The 25,644-nt window shown below is 56.7% G+C and carries 17 protein-coding genes and 2 riboswitches; of the genes, 15 read left to right on the top strand and 2 right to left on the bottom strand.

All coding sequences use genetic code 11. The features are described from left to right. Positions 1-6 precede the first annotated feature (6 nt). The 14 genes from ACFPPD_RS05050 (at position 7) to ACFPPD_RS04985 (ending at position 22,026) form a co-directional block, all read left to right on the top strand. Positions 7-264 carry an acyl carrier protein gene (locus ACFPPD_RS05050; RefSeq protein ID WP_209746417.1) on the top strand — a complete coding sequence of 86 codons (258 nt, stop codon included), beginning with the start codon at positions 7-9 and terminating at the stop codon, positions 262-264. Continuing rightward, a complete protein-coding gene (locus ACFPPD_RS05045; protein ID WP_209746415.1) occupies positions 261-1,445 on the top strand; it encodes a BtrH N-terminal domain-containing protein in 1,185 nt (394 codons plus the stop codon). The genes ACFPPD_RS05050 and ACFPPD_RS05045 overlap by 4 nt, the downstream gene beginning before the upstream one ends. Before the next feature lie 11 nt (positions 1,446-1,456). Continuing rightward, positions 1,457-2,989, top strand: coding sequence for a class I adenylate-forming enzyme family protein (locus ACFPPD_RS05040; RefSeq protein ID WP_209746413.1), 1,533 nt, complete (start codon positions 1,457-1,459; stop codon positions 2,987-2,989). Continuing rightward, the gene (locus tag ACFPPD_RS05035; protein ID WP_209746410.1) at positions 2,986-4,131 is read left to right on the top strand and encodes a nucleotidyltransferase domain-containing protein; all 1,146 of its coding nucleotides are present in this window, start codon (positions 2,986-2,988) and stop codon (positions 4,129-4,131) included. Before ACFPPD_RS05040 ends, ACFPPD_RS05035 begins: the two co-directional genes overlap by 4 nt. 70 nt (positions 4,132-4,201) lie before the next feature. After that, entirely contained in the window at positions 4,202-5,323 is a 1,122-nt protein-coding gene (locus tag ACFPPD_RS05030; RefSeq protein WP_209746408.1) for a UDP-glucuronosyltransferase, read from the top strand. A gap of 1,072 nt (positions 5,324-6,395) precedes the next feature. After that, on the top strand, positions 6,396-7,112 hold the full coding sequence (locus ACFPPD_RS05025) for a dTMP kinase (protein WP_209746406.1): 717 nt from the start codon (positions 6,396-6,398) through the stop codon (positions 7,110-7,112). A gap of 5 nt (positions 7,113-7,117) precedes the next feature. After that, on the top strand, positions 7,118-7,921 hold the full coding sequence (locus ACFPPD_RS05020) for a sulfotransferase (RefSeq protein WP_209746404.1): 804 nt from the start codon (positions 7,118-7,120) through the stop codon (positions 7,919-7,921). Continuing rightward, positions 7,893-8,522, top strand: coding sequence for an adenylyl-sulfate kinase (gene cysC / locus ACFPPD_RS05015; protein ID WP_209746402.1), 630 nt, complete (start codon positions 7,893-7,895; stop codon positions 8,520-8,522). Before ACFPPD_RS05020 ends, cysC begins: the two co-directional genes overlap by 29 nt. Continuing rightward, complete coding sequence (locus tag ACFPPD_RS05010) at positions 8,513-11,209, top strand: hypothetical protein (RefSeq protein WP_209746400.1); 2,697 nt, start codon at positions 8,513-8,515, stop codon at positions 11,207-11,209. Before cysC ends, ACFPPD_RS05010 begins: the two co-directional genes overlap by 10 nt. Next, positions 11,209-12,492, top strand: a complete 1,284-nt coding sequence (locus tag ACFPPD_RS05005; RefSeq protein WP_209746398.1) for a type III PLP-dependent enzyme — start codon at positions 11,209-11,211, stop codon at positions 12,490-12,492. Before ACFPPD_RS05010 ends, ACFPPD_RS05005 begins: the two co-directional genes overlap by 1 nt. A gap of 49 nt (positions 12,493-12,541) precedes the next feature. After that, on the top strand, positions 12,542-13,867 hold the full coding sequence (locus ACFPPD_RS05000; RefSeq protein ID WP_378081387.1) for a preATP grasp domain-containing protein: 1,326 nt from the start codon (positions 12,542-12,544) through the stop codon (positions 13,865-13,867). A gap of 256 nt (positions 13,868-14,123) precedes the next feature. After that, positions 14,124-15,260, top strand: coding sequence for a hypothetical protein (locus ACFPPD_RS04995; RefSeq protein ID WP_209746393.1), 1,137 nt, complete (start codon positions 14,124-14,126; stop codon positions 15,258-15,260). A 232-nt stretch (positions 15,261-15,492) separates the two neighbouring features. Next, a riboswitch (cyclic di-GMP riboswitch) is annotated at positions 15,493-15,579 on the top strand. 88 nt (positions 15,580-15,667) lie between these two features. Next, complete coding sequence (locus tag ACFPPD_RS04990; protein WP_209746391.1) at positions 15,668-21,070, top strand: OmpL47-type beta-barrel domain-containing protein; 5,403 nt, start codon at positions 15,668-15,670, stop codon at positions 21,068-21,070. Between the two features lie 116 nt (positions 21,071-21,186). Then, the gene (locus ACFPPD_RS04985) at positions 21,187-22,026 is read left to right on the top strand and encodes a sugar phosphate isomerase/epimerase family protein (protein ID WP_378081385.1); all 840 of its coding nucleotides are present in this window, start codon (positions 21,187-21,189) and stop codon (positions 22,024-22,026) included. A gap of 141 nt (positions 22,027-22,167) precedes the next feature. Here the strand turns inward: ACFPPD_RS04985 and ACFPPD_RS04980 are convergent, their stop codons facing one another. After that, complete coding sequence (locus ACFPPD_RS04980) at positions 22,168-23,637, bottom strand: S8 family peptidase (protein WP_209746389.1); 1,470 nt, start codon at positions 23,635-23,637, stop codon at positions 22,168-22,170. A 495-nt stretch (positions 23,638-24,132) separates the two neighbouring features. Between ACFPPD_RS04980 and ACFPPD_RS04975 the strand changes: the two genes are divergently transcribed. Beyond that, entirely contained in the window at positions 24,133-25,062 is a 930-nt protein-coding gene (locus ACFPPD_RS04975; RefSeq protein ID WP_209746387.1) for an alpha/beta hydrolase, read from the top strand. A gap of 56 nt (positions 25,063-25,118) precedes the next feature. Here the strand turns inward: ACFPPD_RS04975 and ACFPPD_RS04970 are convergent, their stop codons facing one another. Further along, on the bottom strand, positions 25,119-25,238 hold the full coding sequence (locus ACFPPD_RS04970) for a GMC oxidoreductase (RefSeq protein ID WP_378081383.1): 120 nt from the start codon (positions 25,236-25,238) through the stop codon (positions 25,119-25,121). Between the two features lie 218 nt (positions 25,239-25,456). Continuing rightward, a riboswitch (cyclic di-GMP riboswitch) is annotated at positions 25,457-25,544 on the top strand. Positions 25,545-25,644 lie beyond the last annotated feature (100 nt).

Below are 25,644 nucleotides of genomic sequence, written 5' to 3'. Positions count from 1 at the left end.
CCGACGATGGACAAATCGACCATTGAACAAAAAGTATGCCAGTGGGTGAAGGAGAAAGCGACGGTTCCGTGCGGAGAAATTATGCCGGAAGCGGATTTGCGGGACAACTACGGGATCGACTCCATCGCGCTCGTCGAGCTGCTCGTGGACATCGAATGCGCCTTCGACATCACCTTCGACAGCGCGTCGCTGACGAACGATTACTTCTCAACGGCTAAATCGATTTCGGAGTACGTGTGCCGCAAGCTTGCGGTTTCGGCATGAGCAGGGCGGATCTTGCCGCGGGTAAGGTCCGGCATTCGGCGGAAGGGGTGCCCAGGTATTTCTCTCCGCATGCCGGAGATTGCTTCAACAATGTATACGGGGCGGCGCTCTCGCATCTCGGCCTGAATCCCGACATCGTTCTGGCCGATTATATGAACTTCATGTACGACGAAGGCACGCGCTGCATCGGGATCAATTTTCTGATGCGCTTCTCCGCCTCGAACGAGTTCACCGAGGAAGAATTGAATTCTTCCATGGAATTCGCTTATTTGCCCGCCACCTCCTATTTCGATCGGGACGGAAGCGAATCGGGGGGTTCGCGTCGTTGCAAGGACCGCGTGCATATTCAACTTCTGCTTACCGACGACCCGGAAACGGCGCACCTTCGTTTGAAGGAGCGGATTGACGCCGGCAAGCCGCATATCGTAGCCGTCGACCTGCACGAAATGAGCTATCACCGGGCGTTCGGACGGGAGCACGGCTTGCATGCGGTCGTGGTGACCGGTTACGACGAAGAGACGAAGGTATACGAGCTGTTCGACAAGTACAAGCATTCGAGCAGCGACTTCGACGGGGAGCTGCCGATGGAGGAAGTCCGGCGGGGCAGAAGCGGAATATGCCGCTACGACAATCCGCTTACGGGGCCGTTCGCCAGGGAAGTGCGGAACATGTGGATGGAAGTGGATGCCGATCCCGCATTCCGGATCGAACCGGACAAGCTGAGGAACGTATTCCGCGCGAGCGTCCGGCGAATGAAGGGAGAAGAAATCGTCCTTGGGCAGCCGTGCGGCCTGCGGCGCATCGTCCGTTTCCGCGAATCGGTGACCGAGACTGGAGCGCGAACGCCTTCCGAAGAGGAGGTATACCTCTTCCGCCACGTATACAATCGCAATCTGAAGCTGGTCAGCCGGCAGCGCAAGCGGTTCCTCGTCTTTGCCGAGGCGATAGGCTTCCTGCTTCCGGTCCCTTTGCTCGAAGGGCTGCGCGAACGGTTGGAAGAGTCGGCCATGCGGTGGGATATCTGCGCCAATCTGGCGCTGAAATTCGGCATCTCCCGAAAAGCGGACGCTTTGGAAGAGATGGCCAGGCAGCTGATCTTAATTGAAGGCCTCGAGCGGGAAATCGCGGAGAGACTGGAAGCGGAATTGGAATTAGAAACGGAATCGGAATCGGTACGTTAGGAGGGATATTCATGAACGGAAAGCTTACGCCTTGGACGTTGTTCGAGGATGCCTGCGAACGGTACGGAGACCGCACGCTGCTCGTTTACAACGAGAGGAGCTATACCTACGCGCAAATCCGGGAGCAAGCCGAGGCGTTCGCCCGGCTCGCCGGCGCATTGGATTATCGCATGGCCGGCGTGTATTTGCCTAACTGCGCGGAATTCATTACCTGCATGCTGGGGCTTAGCCGCGAGCGCAAGGCTTTCGTCTCTCTCTCCTATCAGTTCAAAGGGGAGGCGTTGATCGAGCTGCTCGATTACGCCGACATCGAGCTGCTCATCACGGACGCGAAAGGGATCGGCGCAATCGAAGGGCATGCCGGACGGCTAAACGTGCGGTTCGCGCTCGTGCTGGGAAACGACGGCAGCTTCGAAATCCGCGCGTATCCGGGCAAGCCGGTCCGTCCGCTGCCGGGCATCGGCGAGAATACGTTCGGCATCTGCTTCACTTCCGGCTCCACTTCCCGGCCGAAGGGCATCGTGCTGTCGAACGATGCGATCGTCGGCAACGCCCTCGCCGTCGCCGCCCATCTGAATTTCACCTGCGAGGACCGCACGATTGTTCCGAGATCCCTCGCCCAGGCGAGTCCGCTCGCCGGCGACGTCCTGATGGCGATCAGCCGGGGAGGGGGAATCATCCTGCTCAACAACGTTTTTCATCCGGCTATTTTTCTCAAAGCCATTCAGGATTACGAAGCGACCCAATTTTACATCGTACGGACGATGCTGCTGCAGACGCTGGAATATCCGGGATTCGCGAAATACGATCTGAGCTCTCTGAAGCGGGTGCTGATCGGGGGAATGGTCAACTCGCTGAACGTCTATCAAGAGGCGGCGAAGCGGCTTCCGCGCGCGAAGGTGTACAACGCTTACGGAACTTCCGAGGCCGTCGCCCGCGTCACCTTCGGCGAGCATGAGGACGTGACGACGAAAGCATGCGTCATCGGCAAGCCGATTCCGGGCTGCTCCGTCTCCGTTCTCCGGGAGGACGGCACGGAGGCGGAAACCGGGGAGACGGGCGAAATCTACATCCGCAGCGCGTATGCGATGGACGGTTATTACAAGTCGGAAGAGCTCACGGCCGAAGCGCTGACGCCATGGGGCATCCGGGTGAAGGATGCCGGCTACCGGGACGGGGACGGATTGTTCTACGTGCTCAGCCGAACCGACGACATGATCACGCAGGGAGGCAGCCGCGCGTATCCCGTCGATATCGAAGAGGTGCTGCTCAAGCACCCGGCCGTGCAGGAAACGGTCGTTCTCGGCGTGGAGGACGACAAGCTCGGGCAGCGGATCGTCGCGTTCGCGACCGCCAGGCCCGGCTTCGTCTTGGAAGCGCGGGAGCTCTACAAGTGGTGCGTGTCGTCGCTGGAGGACCGCAAGGTGCCCAAGGAGATCCATGTGGTGGACGCCATTCCCCGCAACGTGATCGGGAAGATCAACAAGAACGAGGTCAAAGAATTATACCGGAATTTATTATCCAAAGAGGAGGCGGCGGGATGAACAGGGAGCAATTGTCGCCGGAGCGGCAGCTGGTACTGCTTACGGCCGTGGAAGTGGAAGAGCCGCAAAGGGAGAAGCTGGAGAGCCTGCTCGGAGAACGCCTCGAATGGGGAGAAGTCGTCTACCAGATGATCACGCACCGTTCCCTGAACATGTTCGGCTACAATCTCAAAAAATACGGGCTGTTCGATAAGCTGGAGCAGGAGCTGAAGCGCCTGATCAACACGCAATGGGCGGTGTTCCGGGAACGCAACGGCCACTATTCCCGCAGGCTGGTCGAAGTGCTGGAAGCGTTGGAGCGGGAGAACCTCGTGCTGGCCGTGCTGAAGGGCAATTTGTTGGCCCATCTGGTCTACCCGACGATCGAGACGAGGGTGTTCAACGACCTGGATTTCCTCATGCAGCTCGGAGACGTGAACAAGGTGACCGAGACGCTCGAGGCGATGGGGTACGTGCAGGGCCATTTCGACGAGAGTACGCTGGAGATCACGCCGGCGACCCGCAAAGCGAAGCTCGTCCAGCAGATGACGACGCACGAAATCCAAGAATTTCTGCTGCGCTCGGACAATCCGTTCGCGCCGCTGGTGGAAATCGACGTCAACCACGATATTCTGTGGCGCGGCAATTGCCCGTACAAGGTGCCGACCGAGGAGCTCATCTCGAGGGCGGTGCCGGTCGAAATCGGCGGCGTCAAGGGTTACCGGCTCGATCATGCCGACAACATCATTCAGCTAAGCTGCCATTTGTTCAAGGAAGCGACACTGATGGTCTGGATCACAAGCCTGAAGGATCTGAAAATCTACAAATTCGCCGATCTGCATATGTATATCCGCAAATTCGCGGACGAGATCGATTGGCAGACGCTGCTCGAACGCATCCGGAAGTACGGGCTGGAGAAGATCGTATATTACAACTTCCATTACATCGCGATGATGTTCGGCGAAAGCGTGCCCGCGGATATCGCGGAACAGTTGAAGCCGGACGACCTGGTCTACCTCGATCAATACGCCATCGAGAACGAAACGCCGTCCACGTGGGAATTCGACTTCTTTACGCGGCTGTTCGACGTGAACCGGATTCTGAGCATCGACGAAAGCCAAGCCGCGGGCTTCCGCCGCTTCGTGCAGGCCAAATTCGGTTGATGCTTACGCAAAGCTGCTCCGGCGTCAAAGGACGCCGAAGGCGTTTTTGCTTAGAAGGAGGGATTCGCCTATGGCTGCGGACACCGTAACGGTGCTGATCTCGGGTTTCGGGCTCGGGCTGTACGTGCCCGGGCTATTGATCGCCGAGCGCCTGAAGCGTCTCGGCGTCGCCGCGGAGACGTGCGTGTTCGAGACGTTAATCGCCGATAAACAGGAGCAGGTGCTGAAGAGCAGGCAAGCTTGCCACCGGAGCTTCCAAGTGGCGCAGTTCTCGGCGCGGGTGCCGATGGATCTCTCGAAAAGCATGGACGAACGGGCGGTCGGGCAGTTGCTTGAACGTTGGGAGGAAGAAGGGCGAAGCGAGTTTATCGCGCTCTCGGGACATTGGCTTCACGTGCTGGACCGGTACCGGGAGCGAGTGTTTCCCCGGGCCGTGCATGCGGAAATCGTCTACGTCGACTGCGGCCTGCCGCCTTCCTGGACGAGCGTCAAGCATTACGATCCGAGTTATGCGGACAGGTACCGGGAGATCTGGATATACGACGCCGGGGTTAAAAGATTGAATCATCCCATCGTCGTGGCGGACGCCTCTCCGCCGTCATGGGACGAGCGGGAACGGAGGCTGATCGTTCACGGCGGAGGCTGGGGCATGGGGACGTACCGGACGAAAATTCCGGAGTTGCGCGAGCTCGGATTCTCCCTCGATATCGTCGCTTACGAGTTGGACGAAGGAACCGGCGGAGGTGAGGAAGACCGGTTCTACATGGTAGATCCGGCATGGACGCCTTGGCGGCGGAACGCGGATGGCGCGCTTATGTTCCCTCCTCTCGGCGAGATCCGGGACGGAAGGGCGGACCGTTTCGCCGACCGCGGCGATCGTCATGCGCTGTTCGACGTGACCTCGCGGACGATGGCGATCGTAGGCAAGCCGGGAGCGGGCACGTTAATCGACTCGCTCGCATCCGCCACGCCGCTCGTCATGCTGGAGCCGTTCGGCGAGCACGAGAAAGCCAACGCGGGGCTATGGCAATCGCTCGGCTTCGGCATTCCTTACGAGGAATGGAGGGCGGGCGGGTTTTCCGCCGAGGTTCTGGAGAGTCTTCACGATCGTTTATCGGCGGCCGGGCGAACTTCCGGAACCGACTATGCCGCCCATTACGCGAAGCGGCGCCGAACCGCGGATCCGACGTAAATCGATTACGGGATCAGACTCGTCTGATCCCTGCGCAAAGCTTCTTCAGCGTCCGGAGGACGCCGAAGGCGTATTTGCTTGTAGATTCAGAAAGTATAAATTTCCGACAGCTAAATACTCATCTGATGGCCAACCGCCAACCGTCAACCGCCAACCGCCAACCGCCAACCGCCAACCGCCAACCGCCAACCGCCAATTGTACCAAGTACAATTAATTTTATTAAAGCTCCGGCTTTTGTCGAATTAGTTGCACAATGAGCATTGATTTCACCCCATTCTCATGGAAATCGAGGTGAAGTTGAAAAACATCGCAAAGCTACTTCACCGTCCAAGGATGCCAAAGGCGTGTTTGCTTGTTGGGATCGGTGCGGTTAGCGAGTTGGGGTTACGAGATGGCTATGCGAGTAGAGCGGAAGCGTTGTGCGCGCAGGTCCTAACGTACTTCATCGACCTGCAAAAGTACAGTTTGTTTCCGATAATCGGCTGCATCGTGCGGATCAAACTGCATGGGGTGCAGTTTGATTCCAAGAAAATCGCGAAAACGAGCAAATTTCGATATTTAACCTGTAGTAGGTGCAGGTTGTTGGGCGAAAAAGAGAAAATGGTGAAAACAAACTGTAGTCCATGCAGGTTGGCGCGACGGGGAGGGAGTAAGGAAGGGCGCGGGAGGGAAGTTCGGGAGCGAGAGCGTCTGGGGTGTGGAACTGCGAAAGCCTCCAGAGGACGTCAAAGGCGTGTTTGTTCACGATTCAGAATGTATAAGTTTCACGCTTATCCATTTCTGAATCGTCTTCGCAAAGCTTCTTCAGCGCCCAGAGGACGCCGAAGGCGTTTTTGCTTGGTTGAGAGAGACAGTTAAAGAACGCTCTTCGGTCAGGAGGTATTCCGTCCGAAAATGTCCGACTCGACGCGGAGACCGCAATATAACTGCGAACGAGCAACTGAAAACGCGGGGCGATAAGACGGAAATGCCAGTATATCATCGCGATGATGAGCGAGGAGTGAGGCCAAGGATAGAACAATCCCGCTACGCAGCATTATTTAACCGGGGGGGAGAGAGGGGGTGTTGGCCATGGAACCGCAACCGGACCGCGTTCATCGCGGCAAAGGCGTTCTGATCGTCTTCGAGGGCATCAGCGGCTCCGGCAAAAGCGAAGGCATCGGGAGGCTCCGTTCCGAGCTGAAGGCGCGCGGATTCGCGGCTTCGGTGGTGGAGTGGAATTCCCGGGGTTTCCTGAGAGAGCTCGCGGAGCGGCTGAAAAGCAGGAATTGGCTCGGACCCGCAGCCTACAGCCTGCTGCAATGGTTCGGTTTTTTCCTCGATTACGCCTTTGTCATCGTTCCTCGCCTTCGAAGGAACGAAATCGTGATCGCCGACCGCTACGTCTATACCGGCTGCACGCGAGACATCGTGAACGGGGCCGGCCGTATTTCGGGCTGGCTGTGGCTGCGCCTCGCCAGGGCTCCCGATCTTCTCTTTTTCTTCGATCAGCCGCCTTTCGTCTGCTGGGAACGCATTCAGCGGCGAGGGAAGGCGCTTTTTTACCCGAACCGGTCCATCCGCAGGAATTCCGAATCGCGGAACCCGGAGCTCGTCTATCTGACGAAGCTCAGGGAGGAATACGGTGAGTTGCTCAAGCGTCCCGGGACCGTCAAACGAACGCGAACCGTTATCGTAACGGACGCGCAGACGCAGGTCGCCTCATGCGTGGAAGCGTATTTGCTCGAGAAATGGGGGAAGGCGGCAGTGTATCGTTACGGACCTGAAAACAGGACAAGAGGAGGATAATAACGATGGACATCGTCATTTCCGCGGCCGCGCACCGTTCCGGGTCCACGCTGCTACAGCGGATCGTGAACAGCCGGAAAGAAAATTTGATCTGGGGAGAGCACCGGGGGGTTCTGACGGATTTTCTCGATATTTACAAAAAGGTTCGCCATTACTCGATGGACTTCCGCCGGGAGCGGCAAGCTTATTTCGAGAGCGAGGAGAACCCGAACACGTGGATCGCGACGATGACGCCGGAGCACGATTACGTCGAGCGGGCGATGGTCGAATCGGTACGCGCTTTTCTGGACTCCCTTTACGCGCAATTTCGCGACACGCACGACAGAATCGGATTCAAGGAAGTTCGTTACGGAGAGCTAGAGCTTAAGCTGCTGCGCAAATGTTATCCTCAGGCCGCCTTCCTGCTGCTCGTGCGCCATCCGGTCGCGACCTGGAGAAGCCTCGTCAATTGCCGCGGCTGGTATAAGGAGGATGCGGCCGAGACGGCCGACCGATGGAGCCGGAACGCATCCGGTTACTTATCCTTTGCGGAGAAAGATTCGCTCTCGCATCTGATCCGTTACGAGGATTTGGTGGCAGGGGACCCGGCCACGCTCCGGACGGTGGCGGAGACGGCGGGGCTGTCCGAAGACCGGATTCGGGACGTTCTGGGGAGCAGGATCGGAAGCACGGCGAGGACGGGAGACCGGATTGCCGAGGAGGACCTTGCCGCGCTGCTGGAACGCTGCCGGGAACCGATGCGAAGGTTGGGCTACGACGCTAACGGGGAGGTTGACGGACATGGATTCTTTGCAAGCCGTTTCGCATAATTCCAAGGTTAACCGGGAGGATCGGTTACGGCTGAACCGGCATCGCAGCTTCGTTCTATGGTTTACGGGGCTGTCCGGAGCGGGCAAATCCACGCTGGCTTACGAGATGGAGAGCGAGCTGCATCGCAGGGGTATCCGTTGCTTCGTGCTGGACGGAGACGACTTGCGCCACGGCTTGAACGGCAACCTGGGCTTCGGCCGCGAGGACCGGCGGGAAAATATCCGGCGGGCGGGAGAAGTGGCCAAGCTGTTCGTGGAAGCGGGTACGGTCGTGCTCGCTTCGTTCATTTCGCCTTACCGGGAAGACCGGCAGCGGGCGAAGGAACTGTTCGACCCGGACGAGTTCATGGAAATCCATGTCCGGTGTCCGCTCGAGGAGTGCGCCCGCCGCGATCCGAAGGGGTTGTACAGGAAAGCGGCGGAAGGCCGGATGCCCGGTTTCACCGGAATCGATTCGGAATACGAGATTCCGCTTGCGCCCGATCTCGTCGTGGAGACGAATCGGCTTTCCGTCTCCCAGTCGGTTCGGTTGGTCGTCCAAGCGGCGGAAAGCCGGAGACTGCTCGCGAGCGAGGAAAGGGGCGGCTTCGCGTGGGATTGAACGCGTACTTGGAGGAGATCGTCTCGACCGCCCATTATCCGGTGACGTTCGCGGCGGACGAACCGCGCTCGCTGTGCCGCTGGCTCGTTCGCGCCGCCCGGAAACCGGCTTCGGCGGCGGGGGGGACGGAGCCGTGGCTGGAAACGGACGGGAGAACGCTGCTCATGTTCGAGACCGCGGTCATGCCCGCGGAGGAACAGGAGCTCGGCTGGCGGTACTGCCGCTCGGACATTGCGGAGTCGTTCTATGAGCCGGTCAAGCCCGGAGGGATGTTCGCGCCCGAACGGGACAAGCTCATCTATAGCGTATGCGGGGTTTACGCCGTCCGCGAGACGGAAGCCGTTCTCGACGTCATCGCGTATTTTCCCGCGCCGCTGCGCGTCTGGCTGAACGGCGTTCCGCTGGTCGCGGGAACGGATTCGTTCGTCGTCAAAGACACCTTCGTCCGGATAAGGTTCCGCGAAGGACTGAATATCCTTCTGGTGGAAATGCAGAGCATGCCGGCGATACCGCTGTCGGCGCAGGAATTCCTGATCAAGCTTCAGCCGCTCGACCGGTTGCTGGACGCCGCGGGCAACCGTTCGCCCGAATACGAATATTTCGATCTTGAGCTTCTCGAGGATTTGCGCGCTTCGCTCAGCCTTTATCCGGAGAAGGCGGACGTTCTGCCGGGAGATGAGCTCCGGGTCGTCGTCCTTCCCCAGTATGTACGCAGAGGAGGCGACCAGCCGGTCGAAATCCGGCTGGAAGACGCGGAGGCGGAGGACGGCGCGCCTCCTCTGGCGGTCATCCGCTCCGCGACGTCGTCGGTGGCGGCGCTCTCCGTCCCTGCCGGGCTGCCGCCCGGCGTGTTGCGTCTTCGGGCCGAGGGCTTGCGGGACGGGGCGGCCGCCAAGCCGGTTTATTTGTTTTGCGGGAGCTTCGCGGAGGAGCGGAAGGCGATGCTGAAGCAGGCGGAGACGCGCGCGGATATCGGGCGGGACGTCGTCGTTTCCGCGCGGGAGATGACTTCCCTCGGAGAGGCTTTCGCCGCGCTGAACCAATACGTTCAGCCTTCCGTCCGGAATACGGTGCTGAAGCTGACGGCGAAGCTCCGGCGCGCCCTTGCGGAAGCGGAGAAGGGCGGCGAAAGGGCGCATGCGCGCTCGTTCGCGGACATCTACGACGATGAATACATCGTCTACCGGCCGAAACCGACGAACGACGGTTACCTGTCGTACGGGGTGCTGCTTCCGGAGCGTTACGACCCGCTCCGCCGGTATCCGCTCGTTTTTTATTTTCACGACAGCATCGCAAGGAGCTTTCCGACCGATTTGCCCTGGGTGCGGCGTTACCGGACGGATGAGGCGATCATCGTCCAATTGACGGGCATCGCGCGGTTGAATTATGTCAACGATATCCAGGTGTCGCGACTGATCGGCGAGATCGCGAACGAGTTGAACGCCGATCCCGACCGGATCTACGGCATCGGATTTTGCACGGGAGCGCCCAAGACGTACCGGATGGCGATGCTGGCGCCGGACCGGTTCGCCGCCATCGCGGCGATCGCCGGCGATGCGCGCCTGCGGGTGAACGGACCGGAATACGAATGGCTGGACAACCTGCACAATACCGAAGTCTATGGACTGTGCCTGTACGAAAGCTGGTTTTTCAACGCCGCCCGCAATCTGAATTTTCTCCGCCGGATGAACCGGAAGCGCATCGCCTTGTACGGCGGCTTCATGCACAACGAATTCAACTCGTGGCACAATTCGCGGACGCTGCTGCACCGTCTGATCGGGACCGTACGGGAGCGGTTTCCGAAGGAGGTGCGGCTCCAATCGGTGGAACCGGGCTTCGTCAAGAACGCCTGGGTGCGTATCGGCCGCATTGCCCGGTTGGGCGAGCCCGCCCGGGTGTACGTCTCCATCGCGGCCGGCCGGAGTCTCGAAGCGGCGTGCGACAACGTCGACCGCTTCGAGCTATTGCTCGCGAGGAAAGAAATGGGGCTCGATGCGGAGGTTGTCTTATCCGTGAACGGTTTCTCCCATCGGATCTCGCCGGCAGCTTATTCCCGCGTCGCAGTCGAATTAAGCGGAGGCGTGCCTGCGGCATCCATGGAGACGCTGACTCCGGACGAGTTCGAGGCGGCTTATTCGGCCTCCGGCATCGAGGAGAGCCAGATGGGCATCCGGAAAGTCTATTTGGCGCCATGCACGGTCGTCAAACCGGCGGACGGAGGCCCTTTCGCGGCCAAGCTCGCTTATCTGCTACAGAATCCGATGAAAGACCGTTACATTCCTTACCGGTACGAAAGCTGCCGGGAAGAGACGTTCGAGCCGGAAACCGCGGAAGTGAGCCGCATCTGGGTCATCGACGCCCGGCGCCAAAGCGGCAAGCAGCGGAAGCTGTTGTACGGGCTTGGCCTTTCGGCCAACGCTTCGGGAATCGCGTGGCGGGGGAAGAAATACGAAGGGGACGCGTTCGCCGCGGTGCTCGGGACCGATCCTTGGCGACCGGACCGTCTCGCGCTGGCGCTTGTATACAACTCGGAAGCCTGCGAGGGAGAGATGCTGCGGCTGTTGAACGCGTTCGAGACGGATCCGTTGTTCGCGCATGATGCGATTTTCTATTGCACGGGCGGCGGGTATGACACCATTCGCGGCGGCGAACATGGAGCCATTTCGCTTGGAGGGAGGATGAGCTGATGAAAGAAGAGGAAATTCGGGGGCTGGCCTCCCGTTACGGAACTCCCCTGTATTCGTACGACGGGGAGATCATCCATAGGCAGTACCGGCTACTGCGCGGCTGCTTGCCGGAAGCGTTCGATATCTTCTATTCGGTCAAATGCAATCCGCTTGCCGGGGTGTGCGGTCTGTTCCGGCAGTGGGGCGCGCGCATCGAGGTCGCTTCGCTCGGCGAGCTCCATATCGCCTTGAGCGCGGGTTTCCGGCCCCGGGACATCGTCTTCACGAGCCCGGGCAAGACGCGAGCCGAGCTTGAGGCCGCACTGGATCACGGCATCTACAGCATCAATGTCGAATCGGTCGCGGAAGCCGCGCTGGCCGGCGAGCTGGCGCTTGCTCGCGGAGAGACGGCGAGAATAGCGGTCAGAATTCACCCGAATTCCGGCATGCAGGGCGCGGGATTAAAGATGGCCGGCGTGCCGACCCCGTTCGGCATCGACCAGACCGGCATCGACGAAGCGATTGCGGCTATTTCCGCCATGCCCGGCGTAGCGTTGATCGGCCTGCACGTCTTTACGGGCTCGCAAATTCTCGATGCCGACGTCATCGTCCGCGGCATGAGGGATACGATCAACCTGGCGTTGGAGCTATCCGAAAGGCACGGCTTCGGCCTTCAATTTCTCGATTTGGGGGGCGGCTTCGGCGTTCCTTATTTCGCCGGCGAAACGGCGCTCGATACGGACCGGCTGCGGGAAGGCATCTTGGAGCTATGGGAGGAATACGGCGCAAGGCTGGCGGGAACCCGGATCGGCGTGGAAAGCGGGCGCTTCCTCATGGCGGAATCGGGCGTTTTCTTGACGAAAGCGCTGTATGTGAAAGAGTGCAAGGGCGCCAAATTCGTCGTCTGCGACGGAGGCTCCAACCATCATGCCGCATCCGCCTTTCTCGGACGATACGTACGCAACAATTTTCCGATGCACGTGCTGGGCAAAGAAGGCGGGCCAGCGGTGGAAACGAATGTCGTGGGCTGTCTCTGTACGCCTACGGACGTGATCGGCCAGAGGGTCGGGCTCTCGGCGGACGTAGAGCCGGAAGATATCGTCGTCGTGTCGAAATCGGGCGCTTACGGACTGACCCACAGCCCGACGATGTTCCTCAGCCATGCGCTTCCGGCGGAGGTGCTCGTATGGGAAGGGGAGGCACATCTTCTGAGAGAGAGGGGGAAAACGGAGGACGCGATGCGCGGGCAGCGGATGCCGGCGGCGAATCCGGCCTTCCGCGACGATTATGCGCGCACCGTTTAATTTGATCGCTCGCCTGACGGAGGAACGGGAACGTGGGGTCATCGTCTGGATGCTCAATATCGGAGCGGAGAAGTTCTGGCATCCGGCTCCGGCCGGGGTCACGGACCGGGCGGAGGACCGGGTCGTCGGGCGGGCGGAAGAGATGAACCTGCTGCTGTGCCGCAAGCAGGATGTTCTTGTGCTTCGGGAGAGGCCGGACCCTTATTATTTGAGCAGACTTGAAAGCTGGGGCTTCGATATTCCCCGGATTCTCGTCCCTTCCGGCGCAGATCCGCGGACGCCGATCGCCGAGCTAGCGCTGCGGGACACGGAATTGCTTGGAGCGCTAAGCGAATTGGCGGAAGCGGAGGAGGATGTCATATTCGTCCCTTACGCGGTTACTCCCCTCGAAGAAGAGATCGCGAACCGCTGCGGTCTGCGGATGGAGTCCGCTTCCTCCGCCGTTCACGCTTTGATCAACGATAAAATTTTCAACCGGAGAATGGCCGAAGAGCTTGGGTATCCCGTATGCGAAGGCCGCGTATGCGGGACTGCCGAAGAAGTGCGCGAGACGTTCCGGGAGCTCCTGCCGAAATATTCCAAGGTGATCGTCAAGGAACCGTACGGCGCTTCGGGCAAGGGGCTCTATATTGTAGAGGACGAGAGCAAGCTGTCGCCCGTTCTCGCCAGGCTGACCCGCTCGGCCAAGGCGCGGCCCGAATCGGCGCGCTGGTTAGTGGAAGGGTGGCATGACAAGCAGGCGGACATCAATTACCAGATCTACATCGCGCCGGACGGCCTGGTCGACGTCTTCTCGATCAAGCGGCAGCTGCTGAGGGAAACGGTCTATATCGGCTCGCAAATGCCGGCCGATCTCGGAGAAGAAATGCTGCGTCGATACCGCGAGTACGGGGAGGATATCGGCCGGTATTTGCACGGCATCGGCTATACGGGCGTGGCGGGGGTGGACTCCATCGTGACGGCCGACGGGACGATCATCCCGATCGTCGAGATCAACGGCCGGTTTACCTTGTCCACTTATGTCTCGTTTCTCGAGAGGGTGCTCGGGGAGGATACTCGCGTGTTCTCCCGGTATTTTCGATTCGCGTCCGGGGAACGGCTGGATTATGAAGAGCTATGCGCCGTCTTAGACCGCGAGGGATTGCTTTATCGTCCCGAGAACAGGGAAGGGGTTCTCGTTTACACGTCCGGAACGCTTCCCTTGGCGAAGGAAGAGAGCGACGGCATGTACGCCGGAAGAATATTCGCCTTGATTGCCGGGCGCGATTGGGAACTCGTCGAACGGCTCGGCATGAGACTGGAGCAGGTTCTGCGGGAGCTGCCCCGGCGTGCGCAGGCGGGACGGGAGCCGTCAAGCCGCACTATCGCGCCATAAAAACGGCTTTCTATCGAACCAGAATCAGGGCACCCTCGTTTAAGGGGTGCCCTGATTCGTGTTTACATGTATAGCTTTACCGTCTCTGTCCCATTCCCGTAATCCCCGGTTGTTCTCTGGCGAAGAAGTTTATATGACAGCAGTCACGTGACCGGAACCGGAGGAAAAGTGACTGCCAGATGCGGCCGCGATTGATACGATGGGATAAAGAAAATTCGCGCAGGCGATTTTCGAACGACGAAAAGGCGGAATGAACATGACAATTTGGAGCAAGCGAATTCTTGCCCTGATGATCGCAATATTTTTCCTCGCCGGCGCGCAGTTCGCGACGGCGGCCGAAGGCGGAGGGGGCGATGCAGAAGAGATCGAGCCCGTCAATCTGGGCGAGCTGGCGGACGGCGCAAAGGTTTACCCGTCGCTGAAGGATTTACTCATCGATTCTCTACAACTTTACGAGGAGGACGCGGAGGCGATTGTCCCGGAATCCTTCTACGAGGTGGATCTCGGCAACAACCCGCAAGGCTACGAGAGGCAGTTCATGGCCTTCGTCTACAATTACGAGTGGATCGAACTCGTGCTGATCGCATCGAACAAGGACGCGTCGGATGTCCGGTTGCTGGACCGGGCGGCAAGCAGCGACGAAGGGTATATGTTCCTTAACATGGCCAAGCTTGAATTCACGACGACGGGCAACTTGGTTCAAATTTGGACCGAAGCCCCCTACAGCGCGTTTCGGTCCCTCGTCGAACTGGAATGGGCGGGCGACCGGTTCTACGTCATCTCCCATGAATACGACGATCCTTCCGAGCGATATTTCGAAGAGAAAGAGCGCCTATTGAAGCTGAAGGACATCCAGAAGCTGGTGGAGCAATACGAGACGGAAATAGCCTATTACCCGAGCGCGTATGAACAAAATTATACGCTTGCCGCGCCCGCGCTGAAGCTGGCCCAACAGAAGGCGAATCAAATTCAGAAGGTCGATTTCAAAAAAGCGGTGGAATACCTGGATTACGGGTTGTCCCAGTACGCGGACGCATTCGGAACCTGGGGCTACGTGGACGGTACGTTAACGAAGGCGGACATCGTCGGCGCGGAAGACAGCCTCTATCTCGAAGCTCGTCTCGGTCTGGGCGTTTACGTCGGCATGCTTAACGATTACGGCTATTACCTCTCGTTGGCCGGTCGCAACAAGGAAGCCGTGCCGGTTCTGGCTAACGTGATCAAGCTCGTTCCCGGCCGTACGGTGGCCTATCTCAATATCGCCGATGCGGAATGGACGCTGGGACAGAAGAACGCCGCCAAGGCCCACTACAAGACCTACTTGAAGCTGCTCGGCGGCAAGGCCAAGTCGACCGCTCCCGCGCGGGTTCAACAGCGGATCAACGCCAAATAAGGGGTACGGCCGGGAATTGTCCGGGACCTTTCCGGGATAGCCGCACCTTCGCAACATCAAAACAACCTCCAGATCCGCCGAAAAAGCGGAAATGGAGGTTGTTTGGCATACGTTGAAAAGTTATATTCGGCGGGCACGCTTAGTCCGCTTTGCCTAACCTGGTACAAATGGCCTATTCACATAACGGGATACGACAATTTATTATGAATTTAGATTCAAAGTCGCAACAACCAAGTGAAAAAGGCAAATCATGAGAAATCATGAGACGCAAAGCCAAGGGCCTGACCCGCTTCCGAGCGGAAGGCAGCCGGTTGCCACAAGGAATCATAGCGATTCTACTATGAACCTTGGCGAGGTTTATTTTTTTTGCTCAAAATCCCATTCGCAAGAAGAAAGGCAGGGTTCTCATGGAAAAACGCATATCCAAAAAGCTTTCTTTCCTGGTTTCGCTTCTCCTATTGGTGCAGGTTCTACTCCCGGCCGGGAACAGCTTCGCGGCAGAGACGGACAACACGATGCTGCCTCCAAGCAATCTCAGCTATCAAGCATTGACGCCTACCGACGTTAAGTTGACATGGAGCGCGGTTTTTGGTGCAACCGGCTATAAAGTTTATGAGATTACCGACGGTCAGCTGATCGCCCGCGGCACGTCAAGCACGACCTCTTTCACGATCAATAGTCTGCCGGAAGGACAGTATACTTACGTGGTATCGACCTTAGGTCCGAATGGAGAGTCGGGACCATGCGCCCCGATTACGGTCAATATCGCTTATCCGGACATGGCCGCGCCGACGTTGTCGTATACGGTCAAAAACGGCAATGACATCGTCTTGAGCTGGACGGCCTCCCCGTATGCCCAAAGCTACAATCTATACCAAGTTCAACCCGATGGCCAGACGACGCTTGTGAAAACGCAAACGGCGCTTACCTATACAGTCTCCAATGCGCCGACGGGAGCTTATCGGTATGCGGTTACCGCAAAGAACGCCAACTTCGGGGAATCCCCGCTTTCCGCTCCCGTTGAAGTCGACTTGATTATTCCGACAATGACGGCGCCCGGTAACGCCACGGTTATCATTTCGAACGTTACCGACGTCAGCTTGAAATGGAATGCGGTCAGCTACGCTACGAATTATAGAGTCTATCAAGTAGTCGATGGGCAAAAAACGCTAAAGAGCACGGTAACCGGAACAACCGTCATTTATACCAATCAACCAGCCGGCGAATACGCCTATGAGATCTATTCTTACAGCGACCGTTTCGGCGAATCGCCGGAAGGCGCCCCTGTCACGTTCACTCTGGGCACTGTGACGATGGCGCCACCTGCCAGTCTCGTCTACAAGCTGCAAAATATCAACGATGTCGTTCTGACCTGGACGACCGCCGCGAACGCGAACAGCTATAAAATCTATCAAGTCATCGACGGTCAGAAGATATTAAAGAGCACGGTAACCGGCACGACCGTGACCTACGCCAACCAACCGGCCGGAGACTATACCTATGAAGTGAATGCTTACAGCGACCGTTTCGGCGAATCGCCGGAAGGCACTCCGGTCACGTTCACGATCGAGGCCACGGTCATGGCTGCGCCGGCCAACTTCGCTTATAAGCTGCAAAACATCAACGACGTCGTTTTGACCTGGGGGACTGTCCCGAACGCAAACAGCTATAAAATCTATCAAGTCGTCGACGGTCAAAAAGTATTGAAAAGCACGGTAACTACCGCAACCGTGACCTACGTCAACCAGCCGGCCGGCGACTATACCTACGAGGTGCATTCTTTCAGCAGCCGTTTCGGCGAATCTCCGGAAGGCGCCCAAGTTACGTTCGCGTTAGGTGCGGTGACCATGGCCCCTCCTCCCGATCTTGCGTACAAGCTGCAAAACATCAACGACATCGTCCTAACCTGGGGGGCGTCAGCTAACGCGAACAGCTACAAAATCTATCAAGTCATCGACGGTCAAAAAGCGTTGAAAAGCACGGTAACCGGAACTACAGTGACTTACGTCAACCAGCCGGCCGGCGAATACGCCTATGAGGTGCATTCCTATAGCAGCCGTTTCGGGGAATCTCCGGAAGGCAGCGAAGTAAAATTGACGATAGAGGCCACTATTATGGCCGCACCGGAAAATGCCCAATATCGGTTGACGAACGGCAATGATATCGTTCTGAATTGGGCAGCGACTGCGAACGCGACGAGCTATAAGGTCTATTTGATCGCTAACGGACAAAAGTCGTTGAAAAGCACGGTGACCGGCACGACCGTCACTTACGCCAATCAGCCGCAAGGCGATTACGCGTATGAAATCCATTCCTTCTCCACTCGTTTCGGCGAATCGCCGGAAGGCAGCCAAGTTTCCTTCCCTCTGGTTTACCCGACGATGGAGCCGCCGGCCAATCTGGTCCAAACGATTAAAAACGCGACGGACTTTTCCCTGACCTGGGATGCCTCCGCTTATGCGACAAGTTATAAAGTTTACCAGATCGTTAATGGTCAGAAGGTTCTTAAAAGCACGGTAACCGGCCTAACCGTCACGTACACGGGTATGTCGCCGGGCGAATACACGTATGAAGTCCATTCCGTATCTACCCGATTCGGAGAGTCGCCGCAAGGGACTCTACTGACGATGACGCTTAATGGGCAGACGATGCAGGCTCCGGCCAATCCGACATACAGCATCGCAAACGGCAATGACATCCTCTTAAAGTGGACAGCCGTGCCTTACGCTACGAGCTATAAAATCTATCTACTCGTCGACGGTCAAAAAGTGTTGAAAAGCACGGTAACCGGCACGGCCGCGACGTATACGAATCAACCGGAAGGCCAATATCAATATGAGATTCACTCCGTTTCATCTATATTGGGCGAATCGCCGGAAGGCGCGGAAATCACGTTTGCGCTTGATTTTCCGATAGTGGCCGCACCGGGTAGCTTTGCATACAAAATTCTGAACGGAAACGATATCGTGCTGACTTGGACGGCCGTCGCTTATGCAAATTCTTATAAAGTGTATGAAGTGGTTGACGGTCAGAAGGTGCTGAAGAACTCGGTTACGACGCTGACCTCGACGCAAACGAACGTAAAGGCCGGCGAGCACACTTATATCGTGCATGCCATAAGCAACCGCTTCGGGGAATCGCCGGAAGGCAGCCCGTTGACCTTAACGCTTGTCAATACGGTCATGCAGGCGCCGGGCAATTTCACGAAAAGCATTGCAAACGGCAATGACCTGATCTTGAAATGGAATGCCGTGACCTATGCAACGGCATACAAGCTATATCAACTTGTTGACGGACAGGAAAAGTTGGTGAAATCTCAGACCGGGACGACGGTCACAATCACCAATCATCCTGCCGGCGAATTCACCTATGTGGTGCGTTCTTACAGCGATCGTTTCGGCGAATCCGCGGGAAGCGAGCTTGCGTTTACTCTGGTATTCCCGGTCATGCAGGCGCCGGGCGGCTTTACGAAGACGATTTCGAACGGCAATGACATTACCTTGAAGTGGAATGCCGTCACCTATGCTTCGGGCTATAACCTGTATAAGGTGGTCGATGGCACGGAAGTGCTGCAGAAGACGCAGACCGGAACGACCCTAACGTTCACCAATATGCCTGAAGGCGATTACAGCTATGCGGTGCGATCCTACAGCAGCCGTTTCGGCGAATCGCCTGAAGGCGGCGAGCTCCAATTCACGCTGGACTGGCCGATCATGCAGGCGCCGGGCAATTTAACGAAAACCGTTGCGAACGGGAACGATATTACGTTGAAATGGAACGCCGCAACATTCGCGACGGCTTATCGGGTATACCAATTGGTAGACGGGCAGAAGGTGTTGAAAAGCACGGTAACCGGCACGACCGCCACGTACGTCAACATGCCGGCCGGAGACTACAGTTACGTGATTCATTCGTACAGCAGCCGGTTCGGCGAATCTCCGATCGGAGCCGTCTCCGACTTTGAATTAGTGTGGCCTGTCGTTCAGCCTCCCGTCGTGGCAGGGACCGTATTCAACGCCAACAATATGACGCTAACTTGGTCATCGGCTGCTTGGGCGAACGAATATCGCGTATATAAGCTGACGGGCGGAAATAGACAGTTAATTTACAAAGGTGCGGCTCTGAGCTACAAAGCGTACAACCTGTCGGAGGATACGCATTCATTCGAAGTAACCGCGTATAACAATCGTTTTGGCGAGTCCGCGCCTTCGAATCGCGTGACCGAGAAGATCGTGTTCCCGATTATGGAGCCTCCGGTTGCCTCTATCAAGTTGTTAAGCGATACAAGCGCCCGGATTTCCTGGAATTTCATCACCTATGCCAACGGCTATAATGTTTACGAAATAGTCGACGGCCAGCCGGTATCGCTGACGGAGAACTTAAATAACTTGTCTTTCACGGTTTCGGATCTGTCCTATAAAGATCATGAGTACTATGTCGCTTCTTACAGCAACTCGTTCGGCGAATCGGACAAGTCCAATATCGTTGTCGCCAAGCTGATCGTCGATACGGAAGCGCCGGTGACGACCGCGGAATTCCCCGGCGGATGGACAAATGAAAGCCAAACGGTCGCTTTGTCGGCAACGGATAACGAGACGGGAGTCGCGGGCACGTTCTATTCCTTGAACGAAGGCGAATATATTGCGGGTACTTCCGTTAAAGTCGATCAAGCTGGCGTGACCAAGGTCTCGTTCTACTCGGTGGATAAAGTCGGCAATAAGGAAGCGGCTCATACAATCGAAGTGAAAATCGATAAGACCGCGCCGGTGACGGATTCGAATGCTCTTGAAGGTTGGAATCCGAAAGAGGCGGCAGTGAATTTGACGGCTACGGATTCGGAAAGCGGCGTAGCGAAGACGTATTATTCGGTCGACGGTTCCGAGTTCCGGGAAGGTACCTCGTTCACGGTGAGCGGCGACGGCATCCATCAAATCCGGTATTACTCGATCGATCAGGCGGGCAACAAAGAAGCCGAGCATACGGTCGAAGCGAAAGTCGACGGAACGGCGCCCGTGACCGTGTCTAACGTTCCATCGACGTGGACTAAAGAAGATGTGGCCGTCGCATTAACCGCAACGGACGCGGAAAGCGGCGCAGCGAAAACATTTTACGCGATCGACGGTTCCGAGTACCGGGAAGGCAGCTCGTTCACGGTGAGCAATGAAGGCATTCATCCTATTGCTTTCTACTCGGTGGATAAGGCCGGCAACATCGAAACGGCAAGTACGGCCGACGTCAAAATCGATAAGTCCGCACCGGTCGTTACGATGGATCTGAACGAAGAGGTGAAAGCAGGAACGGCGCTGAAATTGTCTTATTCGGCGACCGATAAGCTTTCGGGAGTGGCCGATGAGAAAATGACAGTCATGGGGCCGGATTCGATGACGGAAACGGCGGTAACGAACGGCAGCGAGTTGATCGTGAATAAGCCGGGAATCTATACCGTCACGGTAACCGTAACAGATGCCGTGGGCTTGACTACCACGCTGAAAAAACAGTTCGCGGTTTTCCTTCAGGCTACGATTACGGTAACTCCTACCGTCATCAAAGGCAATAAAGGAGTGTTCACCGTTCGCGTAGACTTGCCGGACGGATACAACAGCCAAGGCTTCGATCTGAATAGCGTAACGCTTAACGGCGTGAAGGCCCTCAATAGCAATAATGGCTATTACAATCAGGCGAAGCTCGGTCAATTCAAGTTCGAACGCTCCGATTTTAATTGGACGGGTTCCGAGGTTACCCTCCACTTCCGCGGCTATGTCAACGGCATTCTGGTAGTCGGAGAAAAAACCGTCAAAATCCAAAGTTAATAAATAAAGAAAAGATCCCTTCGAGCAACCTCGGAGGGATTTTGTTTCCCGTTTGTAAATGCCAACCGTCCATCCTATATAATGTAGAATGAGATGCCAGAGGAAAGCGGGAGAGGATGGAAGCTATGTCGGCGGGAATATTGGCGCACTTGCTCGGAAGGCAACCTTATAAGGAACTGGCGGCGAAGACGGCCGCCTTCGGATTCCCCTATGTTCAGTTGGCGCTGTCCAAAGCGATTTCCGATGCCGACTGTGCGCTTGGGAAGCTAAGCCCCGGATTGGCGCAGGAGGTGGGGGGCGCCTTCGAGAAACATGGCGTCCGGATTGCGGTGCTCGGCTGCTACGCGAGCCTGACAGAGCTTGATGACGAAACGTACCGGCACAACGTAGACCGCTTCAAGGAGCATTTGCGTTGCGCGCGGCATTTCGGGGCGCCGATCGTGGGGACGGAGGTCGGCGGCGCGACCGATCCGGACCGGCGTTCCAAACATGCGGAACGGTTGGACAGGGCGCTGGAGGAATTGGTCGAAGAGGCGGAGCGATGGGGCGTTACGATCGGGCTGGAAGCGGCCCAGCGGCATCTGATCGATTCGTCGGAGACGCTGGCCGAGACGTTGGAACGTTTCCCGTCTTCGTGCGTCGGCGTCGTCCTGGACCCGTGCAATTTGATGAACGGCCCGCGGTTCGAAGAGCAGGAGCGCACGATCCGGGAAGCATTCCGCATGCTCGGCCCGCGAATCGTCAGCGCGCACGCGAAGGACTTGCGCCGCGAAGCGGACGGGACTTTGACGGAGACGGCGGCCGGCTCGGGGGAGCTGAACTACCCGCTATTCTTCGAGCTGCTGGAGAAGTATAAGCCGCATGGCTATGTGACGCTGGAAGCGGTCGGCGAATCGCAAATGGCGGAGGCGGCTCGTTTCGTTAGGGAAGGACGGGTCGCGGCAAGAAACCGGTAGGAATGATCGCTTAAAGATACATCAAAGGGCATCCAATCGGATGCCCTTTAATGCGCTTAGTCAAGTTCGAATCGTTAGATTCGATTACCCAAGAATCCCCCGCCTCAGCGGCTAAACGCAGGTGGCGGGACAATTGCACGATTACTTCAATGCAGCGTAAGCATTCGCTTCTCCGGAGCCAAACAGCTGATCATGGCCTTTTTTGCCGTAGTCCAGCGCCGTCTTACGAATAAGGGCGGCAACCTGCGATGGACTATATTCCGGATGGGCGGCTTTAATGACGCCGGCGACTCCGGCGACTTTTGGAGAGGCCATTGAGGTGCCGTGCATGAGCGCGTATCCGATCAGGTTGGAGGTGAAGTAAGGAGCGAGATAGGTCGGATAGGTGCTCAATGTTCGGAAATGAAAATCCCGTGTGCCGAGATCGCGGGTAGCATCGTATACGGGCCCGTTGTCTCCGCCTGGCGCCGCCACGTCGATGGCGCTGGATCCGTAGTTGGAATAGAAAGCGATTTGGTCGGTCGTCCATTGAATGGAAGAAGAGACATTGATAACACCGGATATTTGTCCGGGCACTTCTTTGGAAGCCCCCTTAAACTCGAAGCCGAGCGGCCCGTATTCCTGGTTTAAGTAATCCGTGATGTCCGTCGGATTATTGAGGTTCAGCGACTCGTTGCCCGAGGCGGCGACGACAGTGACATTGTGATTGACCGCATAGCTGACGGCCCTCTTCCAGAGCAATATGTCGGCGACGTCTTTATACGGACCCGTCCCAAGGAACATATATGGAGAAATGGCATCAAATCCGCCGATCGACATGTTGATGACGTCCACGCGATCGTTAGCCGCCTGAAGGATCGCTGCAACGATCCAGGAGGTAGGAGCGCTACCGCTTTCCGGAAAAACACGGTAAGCTCGGATTCCCAAATTGGGCCCAACGCCTTTGACTTTCCCGTTAGCGGCAATGGAGCCCGCCACATGGGTGCCGTGGCCTCCCCTGTCGAGAACGTCCAAGGGGTCGCCCGTTTCCGTCGAGTCTACGCCCGCCGGCACGAAGTTCATCCCGCCTAGGAAATTCGCCTTGAGATCGGGGTGATTCGCATCGATGCCGGAGTCGATTACCCCGACTACCGCTTTGTGGTTAACGGTGCCATCGCCGTTTACGGATCCGCCGCTCTCCAGGGAGTATGAATCGCCGTTGCGGGTTAGACGCTGCATATCCCACTGGTAGCTCCAATAGTTATCGGCGTCTTGCGGGATGTCCGTTACGGGTTGTCCGTCGGCTGCGGCGGGATCCGTCAGTCCGTCGATTAAGCTGTGCGGCAATTCTACGTTGGCGGCTTGAATACCTGCGATACTTTGCACATTCGTCAGGAAGGCCGGCGATGCGGATTCGACCTCGACGCCGCCGATCTCCGGCAGAGCCCTTAACACCGTACCGCCGGCTTGGGCGATCAGATCTGCATAGTTGGAAGGCAGGTCTTTCTGAAAGGCGATCAAATAGCGGGTACTTGGGGCGGTATCCGAACTTTTCGAATAACCGGACGCTCCAAATAGGGTGGTGGAGAAGATGCAGGACATAACGACGGCGACAGCGAGTTTCTTCTTCATAGACATCCTCCTCTATCTATACTTGGAATACAGCGTATTTCAGTTAATATTCCTTCCAATGTCCGCATAACCCTTTGATGGATTAACACTACTTTTGTCGAACCTCCGTAAACTAGTAAGTTTTAGACTCCGCGGAAGAAATTCGAAGGGGGGATCGGAACGGTGATAGAATCGAGGCTCAAGCTGAAGAACCCGCACCACGAGAAGGAGACCGCTGAACTGTCGTTAAGCGTGAAACCATCTAACGTATAAGCTCGCCGCGATCAAGAAACATGACAATGCCCACATGGCACTTGCGAACCCGCGACGAAAGCTGCTTAAAGACTTTTTCATTTTCACCTGTCCTTCCCATGAAACTCAAGTATAACAGGGAAGATGTCGAATTGTGTTAACGCGGCATTTAGTGGAATCATTGCAGAATAATAAATATACTTGTAAGAGAATTAAGCCAAAACAATCTATGACTTGGATGAAAACCGGGAGGTTATGCAAGACATGAAAAATGGTCTCGCTTCAACGGTTATTGCGACATTCAGCCTGCTTATTCTCATTGGCTGTTCGGACGACGCGCGGCCGGCCGCGATCTCATCGGTTTCCCCCGTGCCAGACCCGCCTTCCTCCTCATCTTCGGCTATCGTCAACTCGCGGATCGATTCGGTCAGCTTTCATAGCACGGCGCTAAATCGCGATATGAGCTTGTCCGTCTATCTTCCTCCGGCATACAGTCCCGACGCGCGATACCCGGTGATCTACTTGTTATATGGTTACGGCGGCACGCATGATTCTTGGTTTACTTATCTCCATATAGACGATGTCGCGAATCGGCTCCTTCAAGAAGACCGAATAAACCCCGTCATTATCGTCTCTCCGGATTACGGGAATAGCTTCGGCGTGAATACGAAGCCCGGAGAGGGCGAAGATCCGGGAGGCGTGAGTATCGGCCCCTACGAGGACTATCTGATTCAAGACGTTATCTCTTACGTGGACAGTCATTATAGTACGCAAGCATCCCGATCCGGCAGGTATATCGGCGGCGCATCCATGGGAGGGTACGCGTCCCTTTATCTCGGATTTACCTATCCCGACCTCTTCGGTAAAATCGGCGCGCATAGCGCCGCGCTATGGAATTATACATCGACCGACCTATTTACGGATCAGCGGGATTGGCTCTATGCGAACGAGGCGTTGCGGAGCGCAAGGGATCCGTTTAAGCTGGCCGCATCGGGCAAGCTGGCAGACGTGGACATTTATTTGGATGCCGGAGAAGGGGATGCGTTAGCGGAAAAAGATTACAAACTGTACGAGGTGCTTCGGACGATGAACGTCGATGCGCAGTGGGTTCCCGGCCCCGGCGGGCATGATGCCGCTTACTGGAGCGGGCAACTGGAGCATTACCTGCTCTTCTATGCGGGCAAGACCCCATAATAGTCACGGTTTCTTCTTGATAAAATCCGCGGTGCGCAGCGTGAGAGCTATCGTCGTTAAAGCGGATTGGATGCTCCCGTGAGAGGGAGGACGCTATTATCGGCCACGAACAAACCGCTTACGCCGAACACTTCGCCATAGGGATTGGTCGCCCCGTCTCTGCTGTCAATGCTCATTCGGCAAGTTCGTCTCGCCAAGCAGAGCTAAGGCCCCATAGACGCAGACGGCCGTAGGGAGCCACCATGCCAACCCATGTTTAGTATTGAGTCAATAGGAGTACAGATTTATACCCTAAATCCCTACTTTATAGCACATCCAAATTACTATAAAAATGTTGATTTTAGTAGATTGGTTCCATATAATATGGATAATTCTTCTTTTTTCATCATAATTATCGTGATAAAGGCAAAATCCTCGAAAGAGGATGACGCAAAGCCATGGGTCTAAAGCTCTAATCGAGCTATGATTGCCAGGCTGCCAAGGGTGATTTTTTTAACTAAACCTTTATGCAGCTTACGCAATCCTCGCGGTTTTGCGTTAGGCTGTTTTTTGTACGCTTTTTTATTGATCTCCGCATTACAG

This window comes from Cohnella suwonensis, from assembly GCF_042655365.1.
GTDB classification, from domain to species: domain Bacteria; phylum Bacillota; class Bacilli; order Paenibacillales; family Paenibacillaceae; genus Cohnella; species Cohnella suwonensis.
This window is presented reverse-complemented; position numbering and strand designations above follow the sequence as displayed.